This is a genomic window from Agrobacterium vitis, from assembly GCF_013337045.2.
Lineage (GTDB): Bacteria > Pseudomonadota > Alphaproteobacteria > Rhizobiales > Rhizobiaceae > Allorhizobium > Allorhizobium vitis_B.
The window spans coordinates 183,264-204,655 of the sequence record NZ_CP118262.1 but is presented as its reverse complement, the minus strand read 5'-3'; the positions used below and the strand labels follow the sequence as shown (position 1 = coordinate 204,655).

Genomic DNA, 21,392 nt, shown 5'->3' with positions numbered 1-21,392 from the left:
GTCATGCCTCCTGGGGCGCGGATTGCGGCTGGCTAGGCGTGGTTGCAGGCTTGCGCTTGAGCGGACCCGGTTTGCGACGCCAGACAAACTTGGCGGCGAGAACGAGGACCACGATGAACTGCAGCACCTGCACGAAATATTTGCTCAAGCCCGTGGTCATTTGCAGAACGGCGCTACCACCATTCAGCGTACCAAACAGGAATGAGGCGGCAATCACTCCAAGTGGATTGGAGTTTGCGAGCATCGCAACCGCGATCCCGTCGAAGCCAAAGCCTGGCGAAAAATTGTCGTAGAAAGCGTGATACTGACCAAGGACTTGCTCAACGCCGGCAAGTCCCGCGACGCCACCGCTGACAAGCATAACCCACAACGCATTGGTCTTCACATCGACGCCGCCATAATGCGCGAAACGCGGATTGAGGCCGATCAGCTTCCAGATGAACCCTCGCACGGTCGTGGCGTTGAAGACGAGGAAAAACAGGCAGACGGCAACGCCAAGGATGATGCCGGCATTGAGCTGTGAATAGATCGAGAACGAAGGGAGATAAGCTGTCTCGGCAATATCGGGCAGTTTGTTCGTTGGGCCGGGTGCCTTCAAGGCCTTCGTTGAGATGTACCCGGTCAGCAACAACGCGATCGGGTTTAGCATCAGGCAGACGACGAGTTCGTTGACACCGAGATAGACGCGCAGTAGCGCGGGGATCGAGGCCCAAAGCAAACCGCCCAGGAAACCGAGCAGGATGCAGAGTGGCAGGTGGATAATGACCGGCAGGCCAGCCAGGGCATAGCCCGCGACCCCGGCGAACATGGCGCCGATTAGCATCTGGCCTTCCGCGCCGATATTCCAGAGGCCCGCGCGAAAAGCAATCGCCACCGAAAGACCGGTGAACAGCAGCGGCGTGGTCATCTGCAGCGTAACGGATAGGTTCGGCCAGCCGGACAGCCCGCCTTCGAGCAGTGTCTGGTAAACCACGACGGGGTTGCGTCCGAGAAGAGCGATCAGGATCGCGCCAACCAAGAAGGCGATGACAATGGCGATGACTGGTGCAACCAAGGGCATCGCTAGCTTGTTCAGCAGGCTCTTTTGATTTTCCATATCGCTCACCCGTCGATTGTGTTTGCGGCTTGCGCGGCTGATTGTGCCGTGGAAGCAGGGTCGGGATGGGCGTCCTCGTGCAGGCCACCCATGTAGCGTCCGATCTCTTCATAGCTCGTCTTGTCACTTGCGAGATCTGCGACCGCCCTGCCGCGATACATGACAATGATGCGGTCGGAGAGCGCCATCACCTCGTCGAGGTCGGCCGAAACGACGAGCACAGCCTTGCCGGCATTGCGCATCGCAACCAGGACTTTGTGGATGGATTCGATCGCACCGATGTCGACGCCCTGCGAAGGCTGCTCTGCAACAATAAGCCGGGCATCGCGACTGAGCTCACGGGCTATCTGGATCTTCTGCTGGTTACCACCCGACAGGGAACCTGCGGCCGCGAACATGCCGCCTCCTCGAACGTCATAGGCCTCGATCAGCTTGCCCGCACGCTCTTGCGCGCGGCGCGCAGAGAGAAACGGCCCATTAGAGACTTCCGGCAGATGGCCGATGCTCAAATTTTCCCAAAGCGGGCTCTCAAGCGAAAGGCCAAGACCGCCACGGTCAACCGGTATGTAGGCAAGGCCCGCCTCGCGTGCCGTTCGCGGGTCAACCGAGCCGGAAACGCCGCCGATCAGGATTGTCCCTTCGCCAGCCGTACGAAGACCGGCGATGCATTCAACCAGCTCGTCCTGTCCATTGCCCTGGACACCCGCAATGCCAACGATTTCCCCGGCTCTCACAGTGAGCGACAGGTCGTCGACCGCCCGTTCGCCGCGATCGCCGAAGGCGATCAGGTTGTTCACCTCGAGGACCGGCTTGCCGATGTCGCGGGCGGCCGACTTGTCGACGCGCAGCAGTACAGAGCGGCCAACCATCTCGTTGGCGATATCCTGCGCCGTGACATTTTCATTGTCGAACGTGCGCATAATCTTGCCGCGGCGCATGACGGATATGCGATCGGACACGGCGAGCACCTCGCGCAGTTTATGGCTGATGAAGATGATCGTACAGCCGCTGGCGGCCAGCGAGCGCATAGTGTTGAAGAGCTCACGGGTTTCGTTCGGCGTCAGCACCGCCGTCGGCTCATCAAGGATGAGGATCTCGGCGTTCCGATAGAGTGCCTTCAGGATTTCAACGCGCTGGCGCAGGCCGACGGGGAGTTTTGCGACGAGCGCTTTCGGGTCGAGTTCCAGATCGAAGCGCCGGCTGAGCTTACGGGTCTCGGCTTCAGCCCTAGCGAAATCAACCCGCCCCGCGCCCTTCATCGGTTCAGAGCCAAGGATGATGTTCTCGGCAACGGTAAAGGATGGTGACAGCTTGAAATGCTGGTGGACCATGCCAATGCCCGCGCGGATTGCCTCGGCGGGACCGCTGAAGCGAACATCCCGGCCGCGCAGCCGCATGTCTCCGCCGTCACGTGCGTGGATGCCATAGAGGATGTTCATCAGCGTCGATTTGCCGGCGCCATTTTCTCCAACCAGCGCGTGGATCTCGCCTTTTCGAACGGTCAGCGTGGCGTTTTCGATGGCAACGAGGTCGCCGAAGGTCTTGGTGATCCCGTCGAGGACAAGAATGTCCTCTGCGAGATTTGGTCTGCTTTCCATTTTGGTTTGCGACATGTCACCCTCCTCTGGCTGATGTCTTCTTCGCCCGGGACGCCTTCATGGCGCCCCGGGCCGTCGGGGAGGAGTTCCAGATTACTTCGCAACTGGGCGGTCGATGGGCGGTGTACCCATCTGCTTTGCAGCTGGATCGAGCTCGATATAGTTCGGCACGACGATCTCGCCGGAAATGACCTTCGCCTTAAGTTCGTCCATCGTCTTTAGCGTCGCTTCGGAAATGAGGCCCTTGTTATTGTCGTCCATGGCAGCTTCGACGCCGCCTTCCTTCAGGCCGTACTGCTTGTTGACGCCGCCCTTGAAACTGCCGTCGGTGACAGACTTGACGATGTCATAGGCGAGGATATCGACACGCTTCATCATCGACGTGAGTACAGTACCGGGAGCCATGCCGTTCTGGTTGGAGTCAACACCAATCGCAAACGTCTTGGTGCTCTTGGCAGCGTCGATGACACCGGCGCCGGTCAAGTTGGCGACCGCGAAATTGACGTCGGACTTCGCGCTGACCAAGGCGAGCGTGTATTCCTTCCCCGCTGCCGGATCCGTGAACGAGCCCGAATAGCGTTCAAGGACGTTGATGTCAGGCTTCGCCATTTTGGCCCCGTAGTAGTAGCCGTTGAAGAAGCGGTGGATGACGGGAATGTCCTTGCCGCCGACAAATCCGATCGTGCCGGTCTTGGACGTTAGCGCTGCGGCGGCACCAACGATGAAAGAGCCTTCCCAATCCTTGGCGACGGCGCCAACGACATTTGGTGCGATCGGATCGGACCCAACGTCGATAATCCCGAACTTCTGGTCCGGAAACGCTTTCGCTGCCGCCTTCATCGGCTCGATCATGTCAAAGGATGCCCCGAGAACAAGATCAAATTTCTGACCGGCGGCCCGGATCAGCGACGACTGCATGTCTGAAACGGCGCGGGGCTGGATAACGACGAATTCGATCCCGAGGTCGGTCTTCGCCTTCTTCAAGCCCTCGTTGATCATGTCGTTGAACGAATGGTCGCCCAGGCCACCTTCAGCGGTGACGAAAGCAACGCGCGTGGCTGCCTCGGCAAAAGCCGTCATCGCTCCGAGAGACAGGGCGGCGGATAGGATTGCGGTCTTCAAGAGTTTCATGTTGATCCCCAGTTCGGTTTGGAAACTTGCAGGTGTTCCGTTGTGAATTTTTGAAATTATGTATGCAAGTTGATACGATCTTAGGCACGATCGTATCGAAATGTCAATGCATCACCCGACCTTGGCCTGGCTCGGCACCGCTGGCGAGAAGGTTTGTGAAAGCATCGCAACAAAGGGTTCGCGCTTAGCGTGGAAGGCCACATGGCAGTTGGGCGCGCGTGTGGTGCGGCGCTCATGGTCCACCACCGTGCGGCCGATCGTGTATTCGCCAAAGGTTTCGATGACCACGTTCACATGCTTGGTCTCGATGATGTCCGGATCGACAAGGGCGGCGACACAGACCGCGTCGTGGACGGGAGCCGCTTGCGGGGTGCCGGTTGGCTGGTTGGCCTCGTATCCCTTGATACGATGCTCGATGATGTCGGCAGAGGCCGTGGATGCAGGCGTGCCGTGTGCGCGCAACATGTCGCACTGATCCTGGGAAACAAGCGCGTCATGGGTCGCGTCAAGCGGTACGAGGGTGATCTTGCGGAATGGCGCACGGAAAACCTGTGCGGCTGCCTCCGGATCAGCCCAGATGTTGAATTCCGCTGATGGCGTGATGTTGGACTTGTTCACGGCCCCGCCCATGATGATCAGTTCGGCGCAGTTTCCCGCAAATTTGGGGTCTATCGCGATCGCAGCAGCAAGGTTTGACAGTGGGCCGACGGCAACGAGGGTGATCTCGCCCGGTTGATCGGCAAAGGCCTGGCTAAGGAAAATTGGCGCCGCGAGCTCTTTCTTGACGGATGTCGCTTCAGGAAGCGGCAGCACTGCCATGTGGACCTTGGGATCCCGTTTCGTTGCCCGCGGCGTTGGGAAATCTTCTCGGACGATCGGATGGCTCAGGCCCTGGTAGACCGGTACATCGCTACGGCCAATCCAGTCGAGCGTGCGCAACGTGTTGTCCGTGCAGTTCTCGACCGGGACGTTACCGTTGACGACCGTCACCGCGACCAGATCGAGATCGGGGTGCAGGCCAGCAAGCATGATTGCCACGGAATCGTCGGTTCCGGTGTCCACGTCGAGGATAAGTTTCTTTCGCATTCACATGCCTCCGCTTTGCTTGCGATGATGGGCCCGGATCAGAAAAGGGGCCTCGCGAGTGGAATAGAAGGTCGGTTTTATTTTTTAGTCAATACGATTTTCTAATATTTCGTATCATCCTGCCTCTCAATTTCTGTTTTTCTGTTGAGAGCAATTGAATCGTCGGCTATATCGAATGCAGCGACACCAAGGACTATCTCATGCCGAAGAAGCCACAGACCGCGTCAATCACCGCCGAGGCGCCAGAGGTCGCCTCCATCGATCGGGTCCCCGACGAAATCTATGACACGGTGGTGCACGCGATCCTGGACAGGGCGCTCGATCCGGGGACGAAGCTGCCTGAGGAAGTCTTTTGTAGCCATTATGGCGTCAGCCGGACGATCGTCAGGGTGGCAATCCAGCGGCTGCAGCAGGACCGCCTTGTCGACGTGCAGCCGTACAAGGGATGTTTCGTGGTTGTGCCGGACCTTAAAGAAGCGAGGGATATCATTGCCGCGCGCAAGGCGATCGAGCCCTTCATCATAAGGCGCCTTGTAGAGATCTCCACAGACAAGGATATCGCAGCACTGAAATCCCATGTCGATGCCGAGGATTCCGCGTATCATCGAAATGACCAGCGCGAGGCCCTGAGGCTGTCGGGACAGTTTCATATCCTATTGAGCGAAGTTGCCGACAATGGCGTCCTTGCCGTGTACTTGCGCAATCTCATCTGCCGCTCCGCCCTCGTCATTGCGACCTACAGTGACGTCACGGCCTGCTGTAAGGCGCACGATCACCGCAAATTGGTCGAGCTCCTGATGGCACGTGACGCGCCTGCCGCCATGAGTCAGATGGAACGGCATCTCGATGACATCGAACATGACCTTCTGCAGGACGAGAAGCCGGAAGAAAAACCGAGCCTCGAAAGCGTGTTGGTCAAATATTCCAAATCCAACGCTTCGACTGGTCCAAGAAAGCCAATTTCCGTCAAGGGGTGATCACATGACATTGAGAGGTCGGAACGCGCTTGTCATTGGTGGCGCGGTCGGAATAGGCCGTGCTGTTTGCACTGCGTTTGCACAAGCAGGCGCCAACGTCGCCTTCGCCGATCTTGGCAAGCAGGATGACAAGACGACCTTGCTGGCCGAGCTCAAGGCGATGGCGGTCGATGCCGTCGCGTTGGACGTTGACGTAACTGACGAGATGTCGGTGGCTGAGACAGCGCGCCGAGCGATCGAGTGCCTTGGTCATATCGACATCCTCGTCAACAATGCCGGCATCACCAGCTCGGGTGCCCCGATCCACCAACAGGATTGGGAGGTCTGGTCGGCTATTTTCGATGTCAACCTCAAGGGCGTCGCCTACGGCATGAAGCATGTCATCCCGCACATGCTAAGACGCGGCTACGGCCGGATCATCAACACCTCCTCGCAACTGGCCCACAAGCCGGTCGGCAACCATGGCGCCTACTGCGCATCGAAAGCCGCCGTCACGGCGCTTACGGCGAGCGTGGCACAGGAAGTTGCAGGATCCGGCATTACGGTAAACTGCGTTTGTCCCGGCATGACCGATACCGCGATGCTGTGGGTCGGCGGCTCCGAATTCGTTGCCGCCAAACTTGCCGCACTACCAATCGGGCGCGCTGGACAGCCGGAAGAAATTGCCTCGGCATACGTTTATCTTGCGTCTGACCTCGCCGGATTTTTCGTTGGCCAAAGCATTTCGCCCAACGGCGGAGATGTCATGTGGTAGACGAGTGGGATCAGCGCCTTGCCTTTTTGCTCGAGGTGGACAAGCTAAAGTTGGTCGAACGGCAATCAAGAGTGACGGGCGGCGGACGGCGCGAAAACTCCGCGGAACACTCCTGGCACCTGGCGCTCTTCGCCCTCTTACTCGGGAAGGGCCGATCGGTGGATTTGCTCAAGGCCGTGAAGATGCTCATCATCCATGATCTTGTGGAGATTGATGCAGGTGACACACCGCTTCATTCCAGCGACAGGCAAGACAAGGTAGAAGCTGAAAAGGCAGCCGCGGATCGCCTGTATGGTCTCTTGCCAGTTAACGACAGTGTGGAATATCGGGCATTGTGGGACGAGTTCGAAGAGGGCAGCAGCGCCGAGGCGGTATTTGCCCGAGGCATGGACCGACTGCAACCTTTGCTCTTGAACATCCTCAATAATGGGGGAACCTGGAGGGAGAACGGCGTCAGCGAGCAGACCGTAATCGAACGGTATAAGCCCTTCATATCTGCGGCGATGCCCGACGTCTGGCCGACTGTTGAACAGATGGTGCGGAACCATTTTGCCCAGAGCCGATAAACTTCTCAGGCGAGGAAACTTTCGAACATCTCATATCGCATGGTTGGAATTTGCGGCCTGGGCCGCACGCCCAACCCTAATTGGAGCATGGGTAGGCGAGTTACCCATCAGTTTGGTAGTGCCTCCGGCTCGAATCTTATATGGCAAGTGGCGCGTTCAATGCATTGATGAAGGTTTTCGACCCAGATCGAGAGGGCGCAGGAAAATCGTCAGCGGCGACACGACCACGATTCCCACCACCAGTATCCAAAAAAGATCGATATACGTAAGGACGAGAGCCTGCCTCTGCACGATGTTTGATAGGTAGCGCAAGGCTGACGACGAGCTGCCCAGTCGTTGGGCCTGCTCGACCAGAAATGAATTCACAATTGGCGAGCTCGATCTGACATGTTCTCCAAGCCTCTCGAAATGGAAGAACAGACGTCTGTCCTGTACGACCGAAATGCCTGCGAGTGCCAACGAACCGCCAAGATTGCGCGCTGCATTGTAGAGCCCCGCGGCGTCACTTGCGAATTCAGGAGGAACGGACTGGACAGCGGCTTGGTTGAGAAACAACAGGACAAGGATCGTGCCTGCACCACGCAGGAGCTGCGAGTCGACGAAGTCGCCACCCGAAGATCCAGCTGTCAACCCTGTCTCAAGGAAGGCGCTGATAGCGAGTAGCCCCATTCCAACAAAGACAGCGATCCGAATGTCGAAAAGGCGAACTAGTATTGGCGTTACAGTTATGAGCATCAGCGCAGGAATGCCTGACAAAAGAACTATCAGTCCTGCTTGATAAGAGTTGTAATTGCTAATTGTCGCAAGAAATTGCGGGATGACATACGATGTCCCGTAAAGGACCATGCCGACGACCAGCACCATGATCACGATGCTTCCAAACTGACGGTTCAAAAGCAGTCCCAATCGAATGACCGGGCGCCTTGCTCGTCTCTGGCTCGTGAAAAGAAGTCCAAATCCTGCTATTGAAAGCACGCTTAGACCGACGATCAGGTTTGAGGAAAACCAGTCTTCGCGCTGCCCCTCCTCCAATACGACCGTGAGCCCTCCGAGGGACAAAGTCAGACCGGCGATTCCCATCCAGTCCGCTTGGGCGAACCGACTGAAGTCAGGCTTTTTGTAAGGAAGGCCAATGAACAGCATGCCTATAAGAAGCAGGCAAAGTGGCAAATTCAGAAAAAAGGCCCAATGCCAGCTAAGATTTTCGGTCAACCAGCCGCCCAGTGCAGGCCCGATTACCGGCCCAAGTACAGCCGTTGCACCAAAAAGCGATATTCCCAGTGGCTGCTGATGACGTGGTAGGCGCGTAGCGATGATGGTCTGCGCGGTCGGGATCATCGCGCCTCCGGTAAAACCCTGACCTACTCGACCGATTATCATTACCGTCAGATTGGTCGACACTCCGCACACAATCGAAAAGATGGTGAAAAGGCTCGCCGCCAGTAGCAGGAATGTCCTGAGCTGCAAAACACTCTCGAGCCAGCCGGCCAATGGGATGATGATGATTTCCGCGACCAGATAGGCAGTAGAGACCCACGTGGCTTCCGTTCCACTTGCTCCAATGTTCCCAGCGATTGTCGGCAGGGAAGAGTTTATGATCGATATGTCGAGCGTCGCCATTAGCGCGCCTAGGTTACCGGCCACAACAGCCAGCCACGCTGCGGTATCCGCGCGTTCGTCAGATTGGTCCGCCGAGGAGGATAAATCTCTCATCTTTGGGTTCTCTCAATTAGTGAAAACGGTGAAGCGATTCAGTGGGTCGCAATTAGGATCGCGGGAGAAGGCCTGCCTGGCACCGCATATGAGCACCCTACCTTGTAGTAGGTAGAGTCGCAAGCTGTTTCAAGCGCCCATGATGTATGCCTAATCTGATGGGTTTGAATGGGAGCCCGCTTCATTCAAAGCACTTGATTTGCCGAAACCATTACGTTAACCCTACCTTCTAGTTGGCAGACGCGGATATCGGCGTATTTTTGTTTCGTCGATGGCACAATGCGTCTCGCAAATGAAGGCTTAGCGTTCGGCAATATGGAAAATAAGAAGGTTCTCTACCACAAGCTGACCGCAGGTCTCCTGTCGGCAGGTCGCCACTGGCGGCGCGCAGTCAACCTTGCGCTCGAACCGTATGAAGTAACAGAGGCATCTGCGGCGCCGTTGCTATGGATTGCCGAACTCGGCGGCGGAGTACGACAGGTAACCCTTGCCAGCTATTTGGAAATTGAGCCAGCCTCTCTCGTGCGCTCGATTGATCAGCTTGAAAAACTCGAACTCATAGTCCGAAAGCACGATCCAGCCGATCGGCGAGCTAAGACCCTTTGGTTGACCCCTGCAGGCCACAAGCTGATACTTGAATTGGAGCAGATCTTTGATGAGCTGTATGGAAAACTATTTGGAGTCGTGGCCGACGAGGACCTCGAGGCTGCTTCAAGGGTACTCAGCTCGTTCGAGGGGCTTGGCAACTGAAATCTGCGATCGAGTCTGAACGAAGCCGATTTCGAGCCGACATACTAATGACCGTGAGACGGTGGCTCTCCGGTTTGCGGGAAAGAAAGGGCATCACTTGAGCGAAACGGAGCAGTTGTGGGATTGGCGCGAGAAGATCTCAAACCTTTATTACGAGGTACGTTCAAATCCAGATGTCGAGAAAGCATGGCACCTGTGGTGCGAAACTCGCACTGCGCTATTTCGGAGTCATCCTCAGTCGCCCATTGACCCGCCGGATCGTGAAGCGTTTCCAGGTCCGGAGATATTTCCCTACAACCCGGCGCTCCGCCTCACAGTCCAACTGGCTCCGACAAACGCAGAACGAATAACTGTTTCAACGGGACCGGACGGAGACGTGTCGATGCGTGCATTCGCACGTACCGAGGGGCTAGAGACCAGATTGGGTGGCGAATTAACACTCTACTGGATTGAGGGTTACGGCGGTGGCGTTTTCCTACCGTTCACCGACGGAACCTCAGGTGCGGAGACATATGGAGGCGGGCGATACCTGCTCGACACAATCAAGGGCGCGGATCTCGGCAATGTTCATCAAGACGGGACCTTACTGCTCGACTTCAACTTCTCTTATTTTCCGTCGTGTGCCTATTCGTCTCGCTATGTTTGCCCGTTGTCGCCTCCGGGCAATCGACTGGAAGCCGCGCTACGCGGTGGTGAGCGGATGGCATTCTCGAAATAGCGAGAAGTCCAGCAAGCCAGCCGTTTTTACCACCACCGGTCGGAGGCGAATTAAGGGTTGCATTACCGTCGACTTTTTTCTCCTCTACGTCATTACGTAAAGCCGACGACCGAATGTGGAATATAGTTGCTTTCGAGGGCGCCGATTTCAGCTGAGGTGAGCCTGAGAGCGACCGCGGCTAAAGCGTCATCCAGATGTTGCAACTTAGTCGCGCCGATAATAGGCGCTGTGATTTCTAATTTCGACAATACCCATGCGAGCGCGACTTGCGCTCTGGGAACAGCCCTCTCCTGTGCGATCTTTGCAACTGCCTCCACCACCCGCATGTCGGCCTCCTCAGTGGTTTCGGCGTAGAGACCTTTGCCGATCTCGTCGGTTTCTGAACGATCGCTTTGCGTGCTCCAGTCGCGGGTCAGACGACCACGTGCAAGCGGGCTCCATGGGATGACGCCGATGCTTTCCGCTTTGCACAGCGGAAGCATCTCCCTCTCCTCCTCCCGGTAGAGCAGGTTCAGGTGGTTCTGCATGGAGATGAATCGTGACCATCCGTTCGCCTGCGAGACTGCCAGCATTTTCGAGAACTGCCACGCGTACATAGACGACGCACCGATGTAACGTGCTTTGCCCGCCTTGACGACGTCATGCAAAGCTTCCAGCGTTTCCTCGATCGGCGTATCATGGTCGAAGCGGTGAATCTGGTAGAGGTCGACATAGTCGGTCCCCAACCGCTTCAGGCTGGCATCGATCTCCGAAAGAATGGCTTTGCGGGACAGACCGGCACCATTTGGTCCCGGCTTCATCCGGCCGTTGACCTTCGTGGCGATGACGACGTCGTCTCTCGTCGAGTAGTCCCTGATGGCGCGGCCGAGGATTTCCTCGCTCGTTCCGTCCGAGTAGACATTGGCGGTGTCGAAGAAGTTAATCCCCAGTTCGATCGCTTTGCGGATAAAGGGGCGACTTTGCTCTTCCGCCAGCGTCCATGGATGGCTGCCGCGATCGGGTTGCCCATAAGTCATGCATCCAAGGCAGAGGCGGGAGACCTCAAGACCGGTATTTCCGAGGCGGGTATATTCCATGTTTATCTCCCAATTTTTAGTGAGAATGAATATGAACGCGACGAACGAGGCGTCAGATCGCCGCCTCGTGCAGTGCTCAAGCGCTTATGCCGCCGTCAACGAGAATGCCCGAGCCGGTGATGTAGGCGGCACCAGGTCCGGCGAGGAAAGCGACGGCCTCTGCGATCTCTCTGGTTTTGCCGTACCGGGCAATCGACAGTTTTGGCAGGATAGCAGGTGCGAGAGCACCGTCGGCAGGGTTCATGTCGGTGTCGATCGGGCCTGGTCGGACCAGATTGACGGTTATCTCCCTTGGACCAAGTTCACGCGCGAGACCACGAGTGAAGCTTTCCAGCGCGGACTTGGTTGCTGCATAGACCGCGATCCCTGCGAACGGGACAGCCAGACCCGCATTGCTCCCGGTGCTGATGATACGGCCGCCGTTCGGGATGTGTTTCAACGCCGCCTGCGTGATCAGAAACACGCCGCGCACATTGACGTTCAGCTGCAGATCGATCTCCTCCAGTGGCTGTGTGGAAAAGTCACCTGAGAAAAGGACGCCCGCGTTATTGATCAGAATGTCAAGGCCGCCAAGGTCAGCAACGGTCCGCTCGACAGTCGCGATCGCGGCTTCCGGGCTGGCGGCATCAGCCTGAATGGCGACAGCTTTGCGGCCCATGGCGCCGATCTCGGCGGCGAGAGTTTCGGCCTTTTCAGCCGACTTCTCATAGGTGATTGCAACGTCGGCACCGTCCTCCGCGAGCTTTAGAGCAATGGCTGCTCCAATCCCGCGCGCTGCACCGGTTACGAGCGCGCGTTTGCCAGCGAGAGGAAGGGTGGGGATAGTGTTCATGGAGGCGTTCCTTCTGAAATACTTCTTTTCTGTAGAGACAAAATTTCCGGCTTGCTGACCGACTGGGAGGCGTGATTGTTCACGCCGTTAGCCGACGCGCCGATTAGACGGCCAAGCAATATCCGCGGTCATCGGTGAACCTCTGCGTTCGAGGCCGAGCCCACGGAAAGCCATCCTGCAATCAGAAGACAGATTGCAATTGCGATCGCTGCAATGCTGTAGGCTTTGCTGACGGATGTAACGTCGGTCGCGGATCCCAAAATTGCGAAGAACAACCCGCCGACGATTGCCACCGCGAATGCACCGCCAATCTGAAGCATTGAGTTGACGAGGCCGGAGGCCAATCCGGATTGTGTTCTACCGACCCGCTGCACGACGCTTTTCAAAAGGTTTGGAAGCGCGATCCCCTGCCCCATCCCGATGAGAACGAGCGCAAGAAACAGGAATTGGGCATGACCACTTGAGATCAGGGCGGCTGTTGCAAACAGGCCGACAGATTGCAGCCCCATACCAACCGCCGCGGAATATCTTCCGAAAACCCTGAGGATGCGCTCGCTCGCGAAAGGGCCAAGGACAAAGCCGACTGCCGCGGGAAGGATCGCCAACCCGGCTCCGAAAGGCGTGCGACCAAGGCCGCTCTGCTCATAGACGGAGAACACGAGCCAGAATGCTGCCAGCGCGTAGAAAAACAGGGCAGCTATCAGCCCGCGCTTCAATCCCGGAACATCAAGCAGGCTCGGTGCAAGGATGGGATCTCCTCCTGCCGCCTCCAGATGTCGCTCATGTCGCCAGAATAGGAGAAAAAGCAGCGGGGAAGCGGCAAGCATCAAAAGTAGCCAGACCGGCCACCCCTGCTCGCGACCCTCGATCAGCGGCGCGATCAGTCCAAAAAGTGCAAGCGCGATCAGCAATGCTCCGCCCAGATCCAGTTTGCTTGGATGCTCCGATCGGGTTTCGCGCAATATGAAGAAGGCCAACGGAGCGGCGATCGCGATCACCGGAAGGTTGATCAGGAAGATGGATCTCCATCCAAGACCGAAGATATCAAGCGCAATCAGCGCTCCACCGAGAAACAGACCAACCATCGATGCGACACCGAAGGTCAGGGCGTAAAAGCTGAGTGCCTTTGATTTTTCGTGGTCAGGAAATATTGCATTTATTGACGCCAAAGCCTGCGGCGCCATGATTGCCGCAGCAAACCCCTGAAGCACCCGGCCGACGATCAGGACCGATGGAGACCAGGCAAGTCCGCATAAGGCGGAAGCGGCGGCAAACGCTGCCATTCCGGAGAGAAAGACGTTTCGTCGAACATAGAGATCTCCAAGCCTGCCACCCGTAATCAGCATGACCGCATAACTCGTGGCGTAGCCTGAGATAATCAACTGCATTGTCGATGCAGAAGCCTGGAAGTCCTCCCGGATAGAGGGCAAAGCCACGTTGACGATGAAGAAATCGAGCGGTGGCAAAAAAGCCCCGACCAGGAGAATGACAAGCGCGGCCCATCTGCGTGGATCGAGCTTGTCTTCGGGGTCGCAGGAACGTTCCACATTCATCTCCTTGTAATCCGCGAGAGGCCGGAGAAAACCGGGCACAACTGCAGTATTTCGGAACCGTTTAGTTCCAAATTGAAGTCAGCCAAGCGCCTTTAAGGCAAGGTCAATCATGGCCCTCGTCTCCTCGCGATCCGCTCCTGCCTTGCCCAGAACCCTCATGCCCTGGATCTGGCAGACGAGGAACCTGGCAAGTGCCCGTTCATCCAGCCCGGAATCGATTTCGCCAGCAGCCTGGGCCCTGATGATCGTGGCTGCATAGAGGTCTTGCAGTCGCCGAAACAGGCGGGAAATTCGAGCCCAAACCTCTTCATCTCCCGGAAGCATTTCCACCGCTGCCAAGACAACAAAACATCCGCGCAATCCCTCTTTTCCGGAAGAAAAGTGAACCTGCTGCGAGAATGCCTCGCGGATTGCGGCTTTTGGCGATGGGTTGGAGCGCAGCGTTTCACCCACCGTGCGAATGGCATCCTCGATATAGGCATCAAGTGCACGGAGATAGACGCCCCGCTTGTCTACGAAAGCTTTATAGAAACTGCCTCGTGACAGATCCATGCCTTCGAGCAGGTCGGGCAGCGATGCATCGTGGTATCCACGATCCCAAAATACATCCATCGCCTTGCGAACTGCATCATCGAGTTCGAATTCGCGAGGGCGACCAACGGAGGGCGATGTCTGAACGCGTTTGACCATGAGGCCTATATGGAACCATTCGGTTTATAATTCAACCGAAATTTTCAGAAGCTTCAGCGAAATAGTTTTGCCGTGGCCGCTGCAGGCGAGCCGCGCCGGGTACCGAGAAGGGCATCGGACTTCAACCGGCACCCAGTCAAGATGAGCCCTGTGGTGTTCTTCAGCTGAGCCTCCAACTTGATCAGATCGGGCATGCGCCTGGCGATGCCAATCATTCGGTATTCATATCCCTCTCCGTCACATCCGGCAGCATCACGGCATTGACCGTGATGCCACGAACTGAAAATTTCGGTGTCAGCGCGAGTTTCAATATCTCCGGCCCCCCTTGGAAGCAGCATAGGCAGGATGGGTTGGCGCGGCGATGTGGCGCGCCAACTTCCGGTGATCAGGGCTGTCTTGCGCTTCCGTTTTGACCTTGAACGGCACTTTGGGCGAACAGGGGCGGACGAGACGAAATGGGTCCGAAGTCACCTTGTCCAGCCTGTCTGACCATAGTCTCGAGATCGAATCTACGACGGCGCGTGTCAGGTTGGCTCATCCATGACCTGCCTGTTGAGAGGCTACAGTCCCGGCCACATTCCTCCGTCGAGCCGAATGTTGGCACCGGTGATGTAGCTAGCCCGTGGGCTGACAAGAAATGCGATGGCATCGGCGATTTCTTCGAGCGTGCCCACCCGTCCCATAGGAACCTGAGCAAACATCGGCAGCACCGTCTGTTCGATCTGTGCCCATGGCGCTTCCGACGCAAGGCCGTGATTTACTGCGACCGTCCGGAATGCTGCCTCAAGGCTGGCGCTATGGATGGTTCCCGGAGAAACAGTATTTGCGGTTATGCCATCTGACGCCACGGCCTTTGCCAGAGAGGCGGTCATTGCGATCATTGCTGCCTTTGCTGCGGCGTAGTCAGGTCGTTTCGACGGAGGCATCAGTGCCGCGAGGCTGGAGATATTGACGACCCTTCCCCATTTTGCGGCTCGCATGCCTGGTAGAAGTCGCGTGGTGATCCGAACGGCCGCAAGGACGTTGCGGTCATATCCCGCCGCCCATGTTTCAGAACGCGTCGTGGTCCAGTCCTCGGTCTCCCCCGAGCCGCCCGCATTGTTGACGACGATCTCGACGGGGGTGACGAAAGCCTGCGCTTCGTCAACAAGGCGCTGGACCTCGTCTTCGTTGGTCAGGTCGCCGATGACGACAAAGGCTCGCCCGCCCTCGTCGCAGATATCGTGAGCGACCTCCTCGGCCTTGATCCTGTTGCGGCCGTGGATGATGACAATGGCGCCCTCGCGTGCCAGTCCTCTGGCCACACCTTCGCCGATGCCCTTGCTGCTGCCGGTCACCAGAGCAACCTTGCCGTCGAGTTTCAAATCCATCGTACAGTTCCCATGTTAATGCCTGGACCGGATAAGAGGACAGGACGATGAATGAGGCAATTACGCACCTAAAGGTGCCTATCGAACGCGAAGAGAACAATGCTTGCCTAGGCCCTGACGGCTCGGTCGCACATGTCACCAGAGTGCTTCGCATGATCAGCGGACGATGGAAGCTGCCGATCCTGTTCCGTCTTTTTGCAGATCCATCGATGCGAACGTCGAAGTTGCTGCGGGACATACCAGGGATCTCGCAGAAAATGCTGACGCAGCATCTGCGAGAGCTGGAGAACGACGGCCTTGTGCTGAAGGTCGATTTTCAGAAGCAGCCGCCACATGTCGAGTATAGGCTTACCGACGCCGGCCACGGCCTCTTGCCGGTCCTGATTTCGGTGAGGGAATTTTCTCGTCGCCATGGCAAAATTCAAGAGCCGGACCTCACGCCCTGAAAGGGAACCGAACCGCCAACCGCATATTTTAAAAGCTGGTAGCGGCCTGATTTTACGTAGAATCCAAAAAGCTCGCTTGCTCGGGCGCCACTCTTAAACTGGCGCCCGCATTCTCGTAACCCTGACTGGCGGTCAGCGGCCCACTCACCACGGCTGACGACCGTGACTTCCAAAGAAACCTCCAGTTGGACCATCGTTTCCGATCATGGCCATCTTGATCGCAGTCAAAGCACCCTCTTCGGGCGAGATGAACCCCATGTTCTTGTTGAGATCAGTCCGCACATGGCCAGGCTCGACGACGTTCACCATGATACCGGATGGCTCCAGCTCTTTCGCAAAGGAAACCGTGACCGCGTTGAGCGCGACCTTGGAAGCGGTATAGTCGAGTAGATTGACGCTCGAATACAGCGACGTCGGGTCGGATATCAGGGTCAGCGAACCCACACCGCTCCCCATCATGACGATACGGGCATCACCCGCCGCTTTGAGAAGAGAAACGAAGACCTGGGTCACGCGGATAGGGCCGAAGACGTTCACCTCGAACGTCGATTTAATAGCCTCCATCGTGACTTGGCTTGGGGGTGTGGCGACATCAACCAGAATCCCGGCATTGTTGACGAGGACATGGAGGGCGTCGATTTCCTCGGAGAGCCGAGTGGCTGCTTGTCTCACACTTGTGTCGTCAGCGACATCGATGACGAGTAGCCTGACATCCAGGCCGTCGCTCCTTAGCTGCGCGACCGCATTCTCCCGACGCTCGGGATCTCGGGCACCCATCCACACGGTCATGCCTTGCTCGGCCAATCCTTTGGCGATGGCAACTCCAATGCCCTTGTTCGCGCCGGTCACCAGCGCATGTTTCTTCTCAGTCATGGATTGCCACCTCCGTTTTCGGAGCTGTCTTCTGGTTTGGCGACATGGTGGCCGAGCTCGCCGATAAGGCGCGGCTGGACGGAACGTGATGCGAAGCGCCACTCGCTATCGACGAACTCGAACGTATCGAGATATCGGCCTGTCACGATCGGCTGAAGCGGCAGGCCTGGAAGCTCCTGATGGACGGTGAAATAGCTCACCGCTCTCGCGCTCGTTGCAGAGTCCACATCAATGATGACATTCGAGACTGCATGCCAGGTTCTGGGCGTTCCATCTTCGTGATGCTGGACATTGTTCTTGAAGAAGCGCGCGACTTCGTCCCGGCCGTGAACAACGGTGTCCCCGACCGTGAACCGGGCGTTAGCGAGCAGTTCGGCATTCTCTGCGATCTTGCCGTCATCGACGTTGTGGACGTAGGTGGAGATGAGGCGGCCGATTGCGCTCTCGGCGACAAGGCGATCAGTAACGTCGACCTTTGATGAGCTCTGGAACATGAGAATTTCCTTTCTTTGATGGGAAGCGGGGCGTGTCACCAGGGCTGGGTGCCATCGTGTCCGAAAAAGCCGCCCGTCGGGCCGTCAGGGCCAATCGTTGCAAGACGGATCGCACTGACAGCCCCCTCGTCCGGGGTCAGGGCGCCGTTGTTGCCGTTGAGGTCGGTTGCCACACTGCCAGGCTCGACCGCGTTGACCTTGATGCCGAGCGGCGCGAGCTCCTTGGCGAAGGCAATGCTCACGGCATTCAGCGCCGTCTTCGAGGAATTGTAGGCGAGCAGGTTGGCCGTGGAGTAGATGGACGTCGGATCGGTCACGAGGCTGAGCGACCCGAGACCGCTGCTCATCATCACGATGCGCGCCCCCTCCGCCTTCTTGAGAAGCGGCAGAAATGCCTGGGTTACGCGGACCGGCCCGAAGACGTTGACCTCGTAGACCGCCTTGAGTTCGTCGATCGACTGCTCGCTCGGTGGATTCGCAAAACCCAAGGCAATCCCGGCATTGTTGACCAACACGTCGAGAGCATCGATCTGCCTGCTCAAAAACGACGAGGCCGCTTCCACGCTTCCGGGATCCGCTACATCGAGCAGAAGCACGCGCGCGTCGATGCCCGCTTGCTCCAATTCAGCGACAGCAATCCGGCCTCGCTCCGCATCGCGGGACCCGATCCAGACCTGATATCCGTGTTGGCCCAGCCCCTTTGCGATCGAGAGCCCGATACCCTTGTTGGCGCCGGTAACTAGCGCTCTTGGTTGATTGGTCATAGCTGCACCATCACGCCTTCGACTTGTCGATCGGCGAACCGACGTGATTATGGAGATCGCCAAAGTGGCGTGGCTTCAGCAGGCGGTAGACGAACCTCCATTCGCCATCGTGCTTCTCGAACGTATCGACATAACGACCGGTGCAGATTGGCTGCAGCGGGAAACCTTCCAGCTCCTGGTGGACGGTGAAGTAACAGACGGAGCTCGCCTTCTCGCCCGAGGTTTCGACGTCGATGATGATGTTGGAAATCTGATGCCATGTCCGCGGCGTTCCGTCCCCATGGCGCTGGACGCCGGCTGCGAGGTACTTTTCGATGCCCTCGCGCGTACTGGCGGTGTCGCCAAGGATATCCATGGTCGCGTGCTGAAGCAGCTCGGCGACCTTGTCGAACTTGCCGTCGTCAAGGAGATGCGTGTAGGTCGAGAGCAGCCGCGTGATGGCGCTTTCGGCGTCGAGGCGTGCGAGGATCTCGGTTGTATTGGTCATGTCAGTTCCTTTGTGATTGACGGGCCCAAGGGCTCCGTTTGGTTTAGAAGTGAACGGTTTGGGGTTTCGGGATCTCAGTGCCGGTTGAGGGCCGCTTATGGCGAACCGTCCGGCTTGCGATGAGGGTGGCCAGAAGCGAGACCGCTGCGGCCACGGCGAAGGCAGTTCCGAGGCCGATCGTGAACTGACCTGGCACCGCGTTGCCGGCATAAACGGCCGCGATGATAGCAAGGCCAAGCGCACCACCGACCTGCTGGTCCATCTGGAGCAGTCCGGACGCTGCCCCGGCGTGCTTAACAGGTACGCCTTCCATGATGGCGACGGTGCCCGGCGCAAAGACCAGGGCGACACCAACGGCATGCACGACCAGCGGAACAAGCACATCAGGGAAATAGGTGCTGTCACCGTCGAGCATCGCAAAGCCAACAAAGCTTGCGGCAACCAGCACGCTGCCGATTGCGAGTAACGGCCGAGGCCCGAACCTGACGATGAAGCTTGGCATGGCGGGAGAAATCGTGAATATGGTGACGGACAGGGGCAGGTAGGCGAGCCCGGCCGCAAGCGGCGCGAAGCCGAGGACCTGCTGCAGATATTGCACGATTAGGAACAACATCGAGAAGTGCATGCCGACGATCATCGCCATCACGGCCAGTCCGCCCAGGCGGGGCCTGCTATGCAGGAGCGAGAGATCGAGCAAAGGTTCTGCAGTCCATTTCTCGATCCGGAAGAACGAGACGAGAAGACCGACAGAGATGGCAAAGGACCCGACAGTCGACGCCGCCGTCCAACCATGTTCAGCGGCGCTGATGAAGGCGTAGACGAGTGCGACGGATCCGAGTGTCGCCGTCAGCGCGCCGGCAATATCGAGCCGCGCTGGCTTCGGGTCCGTTTCCTTGACCAGTCGTCCGATGAGAACGAGGACGACCGCTCCGATCGGAACATTGATGAGCAGCGACCAGCGCCAGGACAAAAGGTCGGTCAGGGCTCCTCCGAGGATGAGACCGACGGACGCTCCGACCGACGATATGGAGATGAACAGGGAGAGGCCACGGTTCCGCTCGGTTTCATCACGCGCCATCGTCGTGATCAGCGCGAGAACGCTTGGCCCCGCGAGGGCGGCCCCGATGCCCTGAAGGACGCGGGCGGCAATGAGGAGAAGTGGTGTTCCGGCCACCCCGCCCAGAAGCGATGCTGCGACGAGATGGCGATGCCGATCTTGAAGGCCTTCACCTGGCCGTAGAGGTCACCGAGGCGACCGCCAAGTAGAAGAAGGCCGCCGAACGCCAAGGCGAAGGCGTTCGGCACCCACGAAAGCCCGGCTGGGGTAAAACCGAGCTCTGTCTGGATCTTGGGTAGCGCGACCAGAACGATTAGAAAATCCATCGTCAGCATGAGCTGCGCTGTCAGGATCGTCGCCAGCGCCAGCGTTGGTCTAAGTCGTGCGGAATTTAAGGACACAGGTCCTCCTTCGCTGGTCGCCATGTCGCGCCACCTTTTTCTTGAAGTCACGGTTTTGGAAGGTTGTGCTGAGCCAGGCTCAGCCCGTGGGCGTCAGACCTGGGACGCGCCGCCGTCGACGATCAGCTCGACGCCGTTGATGTAGCCGGCATCGTCGCTTGCGAGAAACGCAACGGCCCTTGCAATGTCTTCCGGCTTGCCGAGGCGGCCGACAGTGCTCCTGGTCTCAAGATAAGCCATAATCTCGTCCCGCTTGTCGTCCGGGAAGTAGTCATGGAGTGACTGGGTCTTGATCGGTCCTGGGCTCACGACGTTGATGCGGATACCAGTGCCCCGGATGTCTTCGATCCAGGATCTGGCCAGATTGCGCAGGCCTGCTTTGGTTGCGCCATAGACGCTCATGGAGCCGCCTGGTTGGATGGAGGCCGTCGATCCGATCAGCACCACTGCGGAGCCAGATGTCATCAGCGGCAGGGCTTTCTGCACGGTGAAGATGACACCCTTCAGATTGGTGTCGAAGACGCTGTCGTACTGCTCTTCGGTGATGGCACCTAATGGAGCCAGGATGCCGAAGCCCGCATTGGCGACGAGGATGTCGAGCGTCGCATACTCGGACTTGATGTCTGCATACAGCCTGTCGAGATCCTCAAGATCCGAAACGTCCGCTTTGATGCTCTTCGTGGCGCCGCCGATCTCCTTCACCGCTGCATCCAGCTTCGCATCCTGCCGACCGGTGATGATGACTTTCGCTCCGAGCGAAGCAAGCTCCTTGGCGATCCCGAGACCGATCCCAGACGACCCGCCCGTGACCAGCGCGATTTTTCCTTCATATGACATCGATGTTTCCTTTTATGGACATGGGCGACCTATTTAGTGGTCACTATATCGACAGCTACATCCGATTTACTGACGGCGCAACACCTATTTAGCAGTCGCTATATATTTTCCGATCGTGCTTGC

The 21,392-nt window shown here is 57.8% G+C and carries 23 protein-coding genes and 1 pseudogene; 6 read left to right on the top strand and 18 right to left on the bottom strand.

The window, feature by feature from the left end; all coding sequences use genetic code 11:
- Nucleotide 1 precedes the first annotated feature (1 nt).
- The 4 genes from G6L01_RS26825 to G6L01_RS26810 form a co-directional block, all read right to left on the bottom strand.
- Nucleotides 2–1,096, bottom strand: a complete 1,095-nt coding sequence (locus G6L01_RS26825) for an ABC transporter permease (protein WP_174096509.1) — start codon at nucleotides 1,094–1,096, stop codon at nucleotides 2–4.
- Between the two features lie 5 nt (nucleotides 1,097–1,101).
- Nucleotides 1,102–2,709 (bottom strand): ABC transporter ATP-binding protein, encoded by a 1,608-nt coding sequence (locus tag G6L01_RS26820; protein ID WP_234902243.1) that lies wholly within the window; start codon nucleotides 2,707–2,709, stop codon nucleotides 1,102–1,104.
- A 78-nt stretch (nucleotides 2,710–2,787) separates the two neighbouring features.
- Nucleotides 2,788–3,825: a BMP family lipoprotein gene (locus tag G6L01_RS26815; protein WP_174096507.1), complete on the bottom strand. Its 1,038-nt coding sequence runs from the start codon at nucleotides 3,823–3,825 to the stop codon at nucleotides 2,788–2,790.
- 111 nt (nucleotides 3,826–3,936) lie between these two features.
- Nucleotides 3,937–4,911 (bottom strand): nucleoside hydrolase, encoded by a 975-nt coding sequence (locus G6L01_RS26810; protein WP_174096505.1) that lies wholly within the window; start codon nucleotides 4,909–4,911, stop codon nucleotides 3,937–3,939.
- A 200-nt stretch (nucleotides 4,912–5,111) separates the two neighbouring features.
- Here G6L01_RS26810 and G6L01_RS26805 point away from each other — a divergent pair, with 200 nt between their 5' ends.
- The 3 genes from G6L01_RS26805 to G6L01_RS26795 are packed head-to-tail and all read left to right on the top strand — an operon-like array spanning nucleotide 5,112 to nucleotide 7,208.
- Nucleotides 5,112–5,888, top strand: coding sequence for a GntR family transcriptional regulator (locus G6L01_RS26805; protein ID WP_174096503.1), 777 nt, complete (start codon nucleotides 5,112–5,114; stop codon nucleotides 5,886–5,888).
- A 4-nt stretch (nucleotides 5,889–5,892) separates the two neighbouring features.
- Complete coding sequence (locus tag G6L01_RS26800; RefSeq protein WP_174096501.1) at nucleotides 5,893–6,642, top strand: SDR family NAD(P)-dependent oxidoreductase; 750 nt, start codon at nucleotides 5,893–5,895, stop codon at nucleotides 6,640–6,642.
- The gene (locus G6L01_RS26795; RefSeq protein ID WP_174096500.1) at nucleotides 6,636–7,208 is read left to right on the top strand and encodes an HD domain-containing protein; all 573 of its coding nucleotides are present in this window, start codon (nucleotides 6,636–6,638) and stop codon (nucleotides 7,206–7,208) included. Before G6L01_RS26800 ends, G6L01_RS26795 begins: the two co-directional genes overlap by 7 nt.
- 156 nt (nucleotides 7,209–7,364) lie before the next feature.
- Here G6L01_RS26795 and G6L01_RS26790 read toward each other — a convergent pair whose 3' ends face one another.
- The gene (locus tag G6L01_RS26790) at nucleotides 7,365–8,921 is read right to left on the bottom strand and encodes a DHA2 family efflux MFS transporter permease subunit (protein WP_174096498.1); all 1,557 of its coding nucleotides are present in this window, start codon (nucleotides 8,919–8,921) and stop codon (nucleotides 7,365–7,367) included.
- A gap of 279 nt (nucleotides 8,922–9,200) precedes the next feature.
- Between G6L01_RS26790 and G6L01_RS26785 the strand changes: the two genes are divergently transcribed.
- Together G6L01_RS26785 and G6L01_RS26780 are read left to right on the top strand one after the other, a co-directional pair.
- Nucleotides 9,201–9,671 carry a MarR family winged helix-turn-helix transcriptional regulator gene (locus G6L01_RS26785; RefSeq protein WP_337796330.1) on the top strand — a complete coding sequence of 157 codons (471 nt, stop codon included), beginning with the start codon at nucleotides 9,201–9,203 and terminating at the stop codon, nucleotides 9,669–9,671.
- A 97-nt stretch (nucleotides 9,672–9,768) separates the two neighbouring features.
- Nucleotides 9,769–10,389, top strand: a complete 621-nt coding sequence (locus tag G6L01_RS26780) for a DUF1684 domain-containing protein (protein ID WP_174096496.1) — start codon at nucleotides 9,769–9,771, stop codon at nucleotides 10,387–10,389.
- Between the two features lie 92 nt (nucleotides 10,390–10,481).
- Here the strand turns inward: G6L01_RS26780 and G6L01_RS26775 are convergent, their stop codons facing one another.
- The 6 genes and pseudogenes from G6L01_RS26775 to G6L01_RS26750 form a co-directional block, all read right to left on the bottom strand.
- The gene (locus G6L01_RS26775) at nucleotides 10,482–11,465 is read right to left on the bottom strand and encodes an aldo/keto reductase (RefSeq protein ID WP_174096495.1); all 984 of its coding nucleotides are present in this window, start codon (nucleotides 11,463–11,465) and stop codon (nucleotides 10,482–10,484) included.
- A 76-nt stretch (nucleotides 11,466–11,541) separates the two neighbouring features.
- Nucleotides 11,542–12,297 (bottom strand): SDR family oxidoreductase, encoded by a 756-nt coding sequence (locus G6L01_RS26770; RefSeq protein WP_174096493.1) that lies wholly within the window; start codon nucleotides 12,295–12,297, stop codon nucleotides 11,542–11,544.
- Nucleotides 12,298–12,425: 128 nt separating this feature from the next.
- Nucleotides 12,426–13,850 carry an MFS transporter gene (locus G6L01_RS26765; RefSeq protein ID WP_202032387.1) on the bottom strand — a complete coding sequence of 475 codons (1,425 nt, stop codon included), beginning with the start codon at nucleotides 13,848–13,850 and terminating at the stop codon, nucleotides 12,426–12,428.
- A gap of 78 nt (nucleotides 13,851–13,928) precedes the next feature.
- Entirely contained in the window at nucleotides 13,929–14,540 is a 612-nt protein-coding gene (locus G6L01_RS26760; RefSeq protein ID WP_234902241.1) for a TetR/AcrR family transcriptional regulator, read from the bottom strand.
- A gap of 214 nt (nucleotides 14,541–14,754) precedes the next feature.
- A pseudogene (locus G6L01_RS26755) lies at nucleotides 14,755–14,903 on the bottom strand (short-chain dehydrogenase); the annotation flags it as partial.
- Between the two features lie 197 nt (nucleotides 14,904–15,100).
- Nucleotides 15,101–15,910, bottom strand: a complete 810-nt coding sequence (locus G6L01_RS26750) for an SDR family NAD(P)-dependent oxidoreductase (protein ID WP_174096490.1) — start codon at nucleotides 15,908–15,910, stop codon at nucleotides 15,101–15,103.
- Nucleotides 15,911–15,957: 47 nt separating this feature from the next.
- On the opposite strand from G6L01_RS26750, the gene G6L01_RS26745 reads away from it, so the two are divergent.
- Entirely contained in the window at nucleotides 15,958–16,356 is a 399-nt protein-coding gene (locus tag G6L01_RS26745; RefSeq protein ID WP_174096489.1) for a winged helix-turn-helix transcriptional regulator, read from the top strand.
- A gap of 144 nt (nucleotides 16,357–16,500) precedes the next feature.
- Here G6L01_RS26745 and G6L01_RS26740 read toward each other — a convergent pair whose 3' ends face one another.
- From G6L01_RS26740 to G6L01_RS26710, 7 genes are all read right to left on the bottom strand, one after another.
- Complete coding sequence (locus tag G6L01_RS26740; protein WP_174096487.1) at nucleotides 16,501–17,229, bottom strand: SDR family NAD(P)-dependent oxidoreductase; 729 nt, start codon at nucleotides 17,227–17,229, stop codon at nucleotides 16,501–16,503.
- Nucleotides 17,226–17,723, bottom strand: coding sequence for a nuclear transport factor 2 family protein (locus G6L01_RS26735; protein WP_174096486.1), 498 nt, complete (start codon nucleotides 17,721–17,723; stop codon nucleotides 17,226–17,228). The genes G6L01_RS26740 and G6L01_RS26735 overlap by 4 nt, the downstream gene beginning before the upstream one ends.
- Nucleotides 17,724–17,758: 35 nt before the next feature.
- Nucleotides 17,759–18,487: an SDR family oxidoreductase gene (locus G6L01_RS26730; RefSeq protein WP_174096485.1), complete on the bottom strand. Its 729-nt coding sequence runs from the start codon at nucleotides 18,485–18,487 to the stop codon at nucleotides 17,759–17,761.
- A gap of 10 nt (nucleotides 18,488–18,497) precedes the next feature.
- The gene (locus G6L01_RS26725) at nucleotides 18,498–18,974 is read right to left on the bottom strand and encodes a nuclear transport factor 2 family protein (RefSeq protein WP_174096483.1); all 477 of its coding nucleotides are present in this window, start codon (nucleotides 18,972–18,974) and stop codon (nucleotides 18,498–18,500) included.
- Nucleotides 18,975–19,017: 43 nt separating this feature from the next.
- Nucleotides 19,018–20,148, bottom strand: coding sequence for an MFS transporter (locus tag G6L01_RS26720; RefSeq protein WP_202032386.1), 1,131 nt, complete (start codon nucleotides 20,146–20,148; stop codon nucleotides 19,018–19,020).
- The gene (locus G6L01_RS26715) at nucleotides 20,061–20,432 is read right to left on the bottom strand and encodes an MFS transporter (RefSeq protein WP_202032385.1); all 372 of its coding nucleotides are present in this window, start codon (nucleotides 20,430–20,432) and stop codon (nucleotides 20,061–20,063) included. Before G6L01_RS26715 ends, G6L01_RS26720 begins: the two co-directional genes overlap by 88 nt.
- A gap of 93 nt (nucleotides 20,433–20,525) precedes the next feature.
- Entirely contained in the window at nucleotides 20,526–21,269 is a 744-nt protein-coding gene (locus G6L01_RS26710; protein WP_174096482.1) for an SDR family NAD(P)-dependent oxidoreductase, read from the bottom strand.
- Between the last annotated feature and the right edge of the window lie 123 nt (nucleotides 21,270–21,392).

Coding starts and splice junctions, on each gene's coding strand:
- G6L01_RS26825 (WP_174096509.1), bottom strand. CDS start 1,096: ATGGAAAATCAAAAGAGCCTGCTGAACAAGCTAGCGATGCCCTTGGTT.
- G6L01_RS26820 (WP_234902243.1), bottom strand. CDS start 2,709: ATGTCGCAAACCAAAATGGAAAGCAGACCAAATCTCGCAGAGGACATT.
- G6L01_RS26815 (WP_174096507.1), bottom strand. CDS start 3,825: ATGAAACTCTTGAAGACCGCAATCCTATCCGCCGCCCTGTCTCTCGGA.
- G6L01_RS26810 (WP_174096505.1), bottom strand. CDS start 4,911: ATGCGAAAGAAACTTATCCTCGACGTGGACACCGGAACCGACGATTCC.
- G6L01_RS26805 (WP_174096503.1), top strand. CDS start 5,112: ATGCCGAAGAAGCCACAGACCGCGTCAATCACCGCCGAGGCGCCAGAG.
- G6L01_RS26800 (WP_174096501.1), top strand. CDS start 5,893: ATGACATTGAGAGGTCGGAACGCGCTTGTCATTGGTGGCGCGGTCGGA.
- G6L01_RS26790 (WP_174096498.1), bottom strand. CDS start 8,921: ATGAGAGATTTATCCTCCTCGGCGGACCAATCTGACGAACGCGCGGAT.
- G6L01_RS26785 (WP_337796330.1), top strand. CDS start 9,201: ATGCGTCTCGCAAATGAAGGCTTAGCGTTCGGCAATATGGAAAATAAG.
- G6L01_RS26775 (WP_174096495.1), bottom strand. CDS start 11,465: ATGGAATATACCCGCCTCGGAAATACCGGTCTTGAGGTCTCCCGCCTC.
- G6L01_RS26770 (WP_174096493.1), bottom strand. CDS start 12,297: ATGAACACTATCCCCACCCTTCCTCTCGCTGGCAAACGCGCGCTCGTA.
- G6L01_RS26765 (WP_202032387.1), bottom strand. CDS start 13,850: ATGAATGTGGAACGTTCCTGCGACCCCGAAGACAAGCTCGATCCACGC.
- G6L01_RS26760 (WP_234902241.1), bottom strand. CDS start 14,540: ATGGTCAAACGCGTTCAGACATCGCCCTCCGTTGGTCGCCCTCGCGAA.
- G6L01_RS26750 (WP_174096490.1), bottom strand. CDS start 15,910: ATGGATTTGAAACTCGACGGCAAGGTTGCTCTGGTGACCGGCAGCAGC.
- G6L01_RS26745 (WP_174096489.1), top strand. CDS start 15,958: ATGAATGAGGCAATTACGCACCTAAAGGTGCCTATCGAACGCGAAGAG.
- G6L01_RS26740 (WP_174096487.1), bottom strand. CDS start 17,229: ATGACTGAGAAGAAACATGCGCTGGTGACCGGCGCGAACAAGGGCATT.
- G6L01_RS26735 (WP_174096486.1), bottom strand. CDS start 17,723: ATGTTCCAGAGCTCATCAAAGGTCGACGTTACTGATCGCCTTGTCGCC.
- G6L01_RS26730 (WP_174096485.1), bottom strand. CDS start 18,487: ATGACCAATCAACCAAGAGCGCTAGTTACCGGCGCCAACAAGGGTATC.
- G6L01_RS26725 (WP_174096483.1), bottom strand. CDS start 18,974: ATGACCAATACAACCGAGATCCTCGCACGCCTCGACGCCGAAAGCGCC.
- G6L01_RS26710 (WP_174096482.1), bottom strand. CDS start 21,269: ATGTCATATGAAGGAAAAATCGCGCTGGTCACGGGCGGGTCGTCTGGG.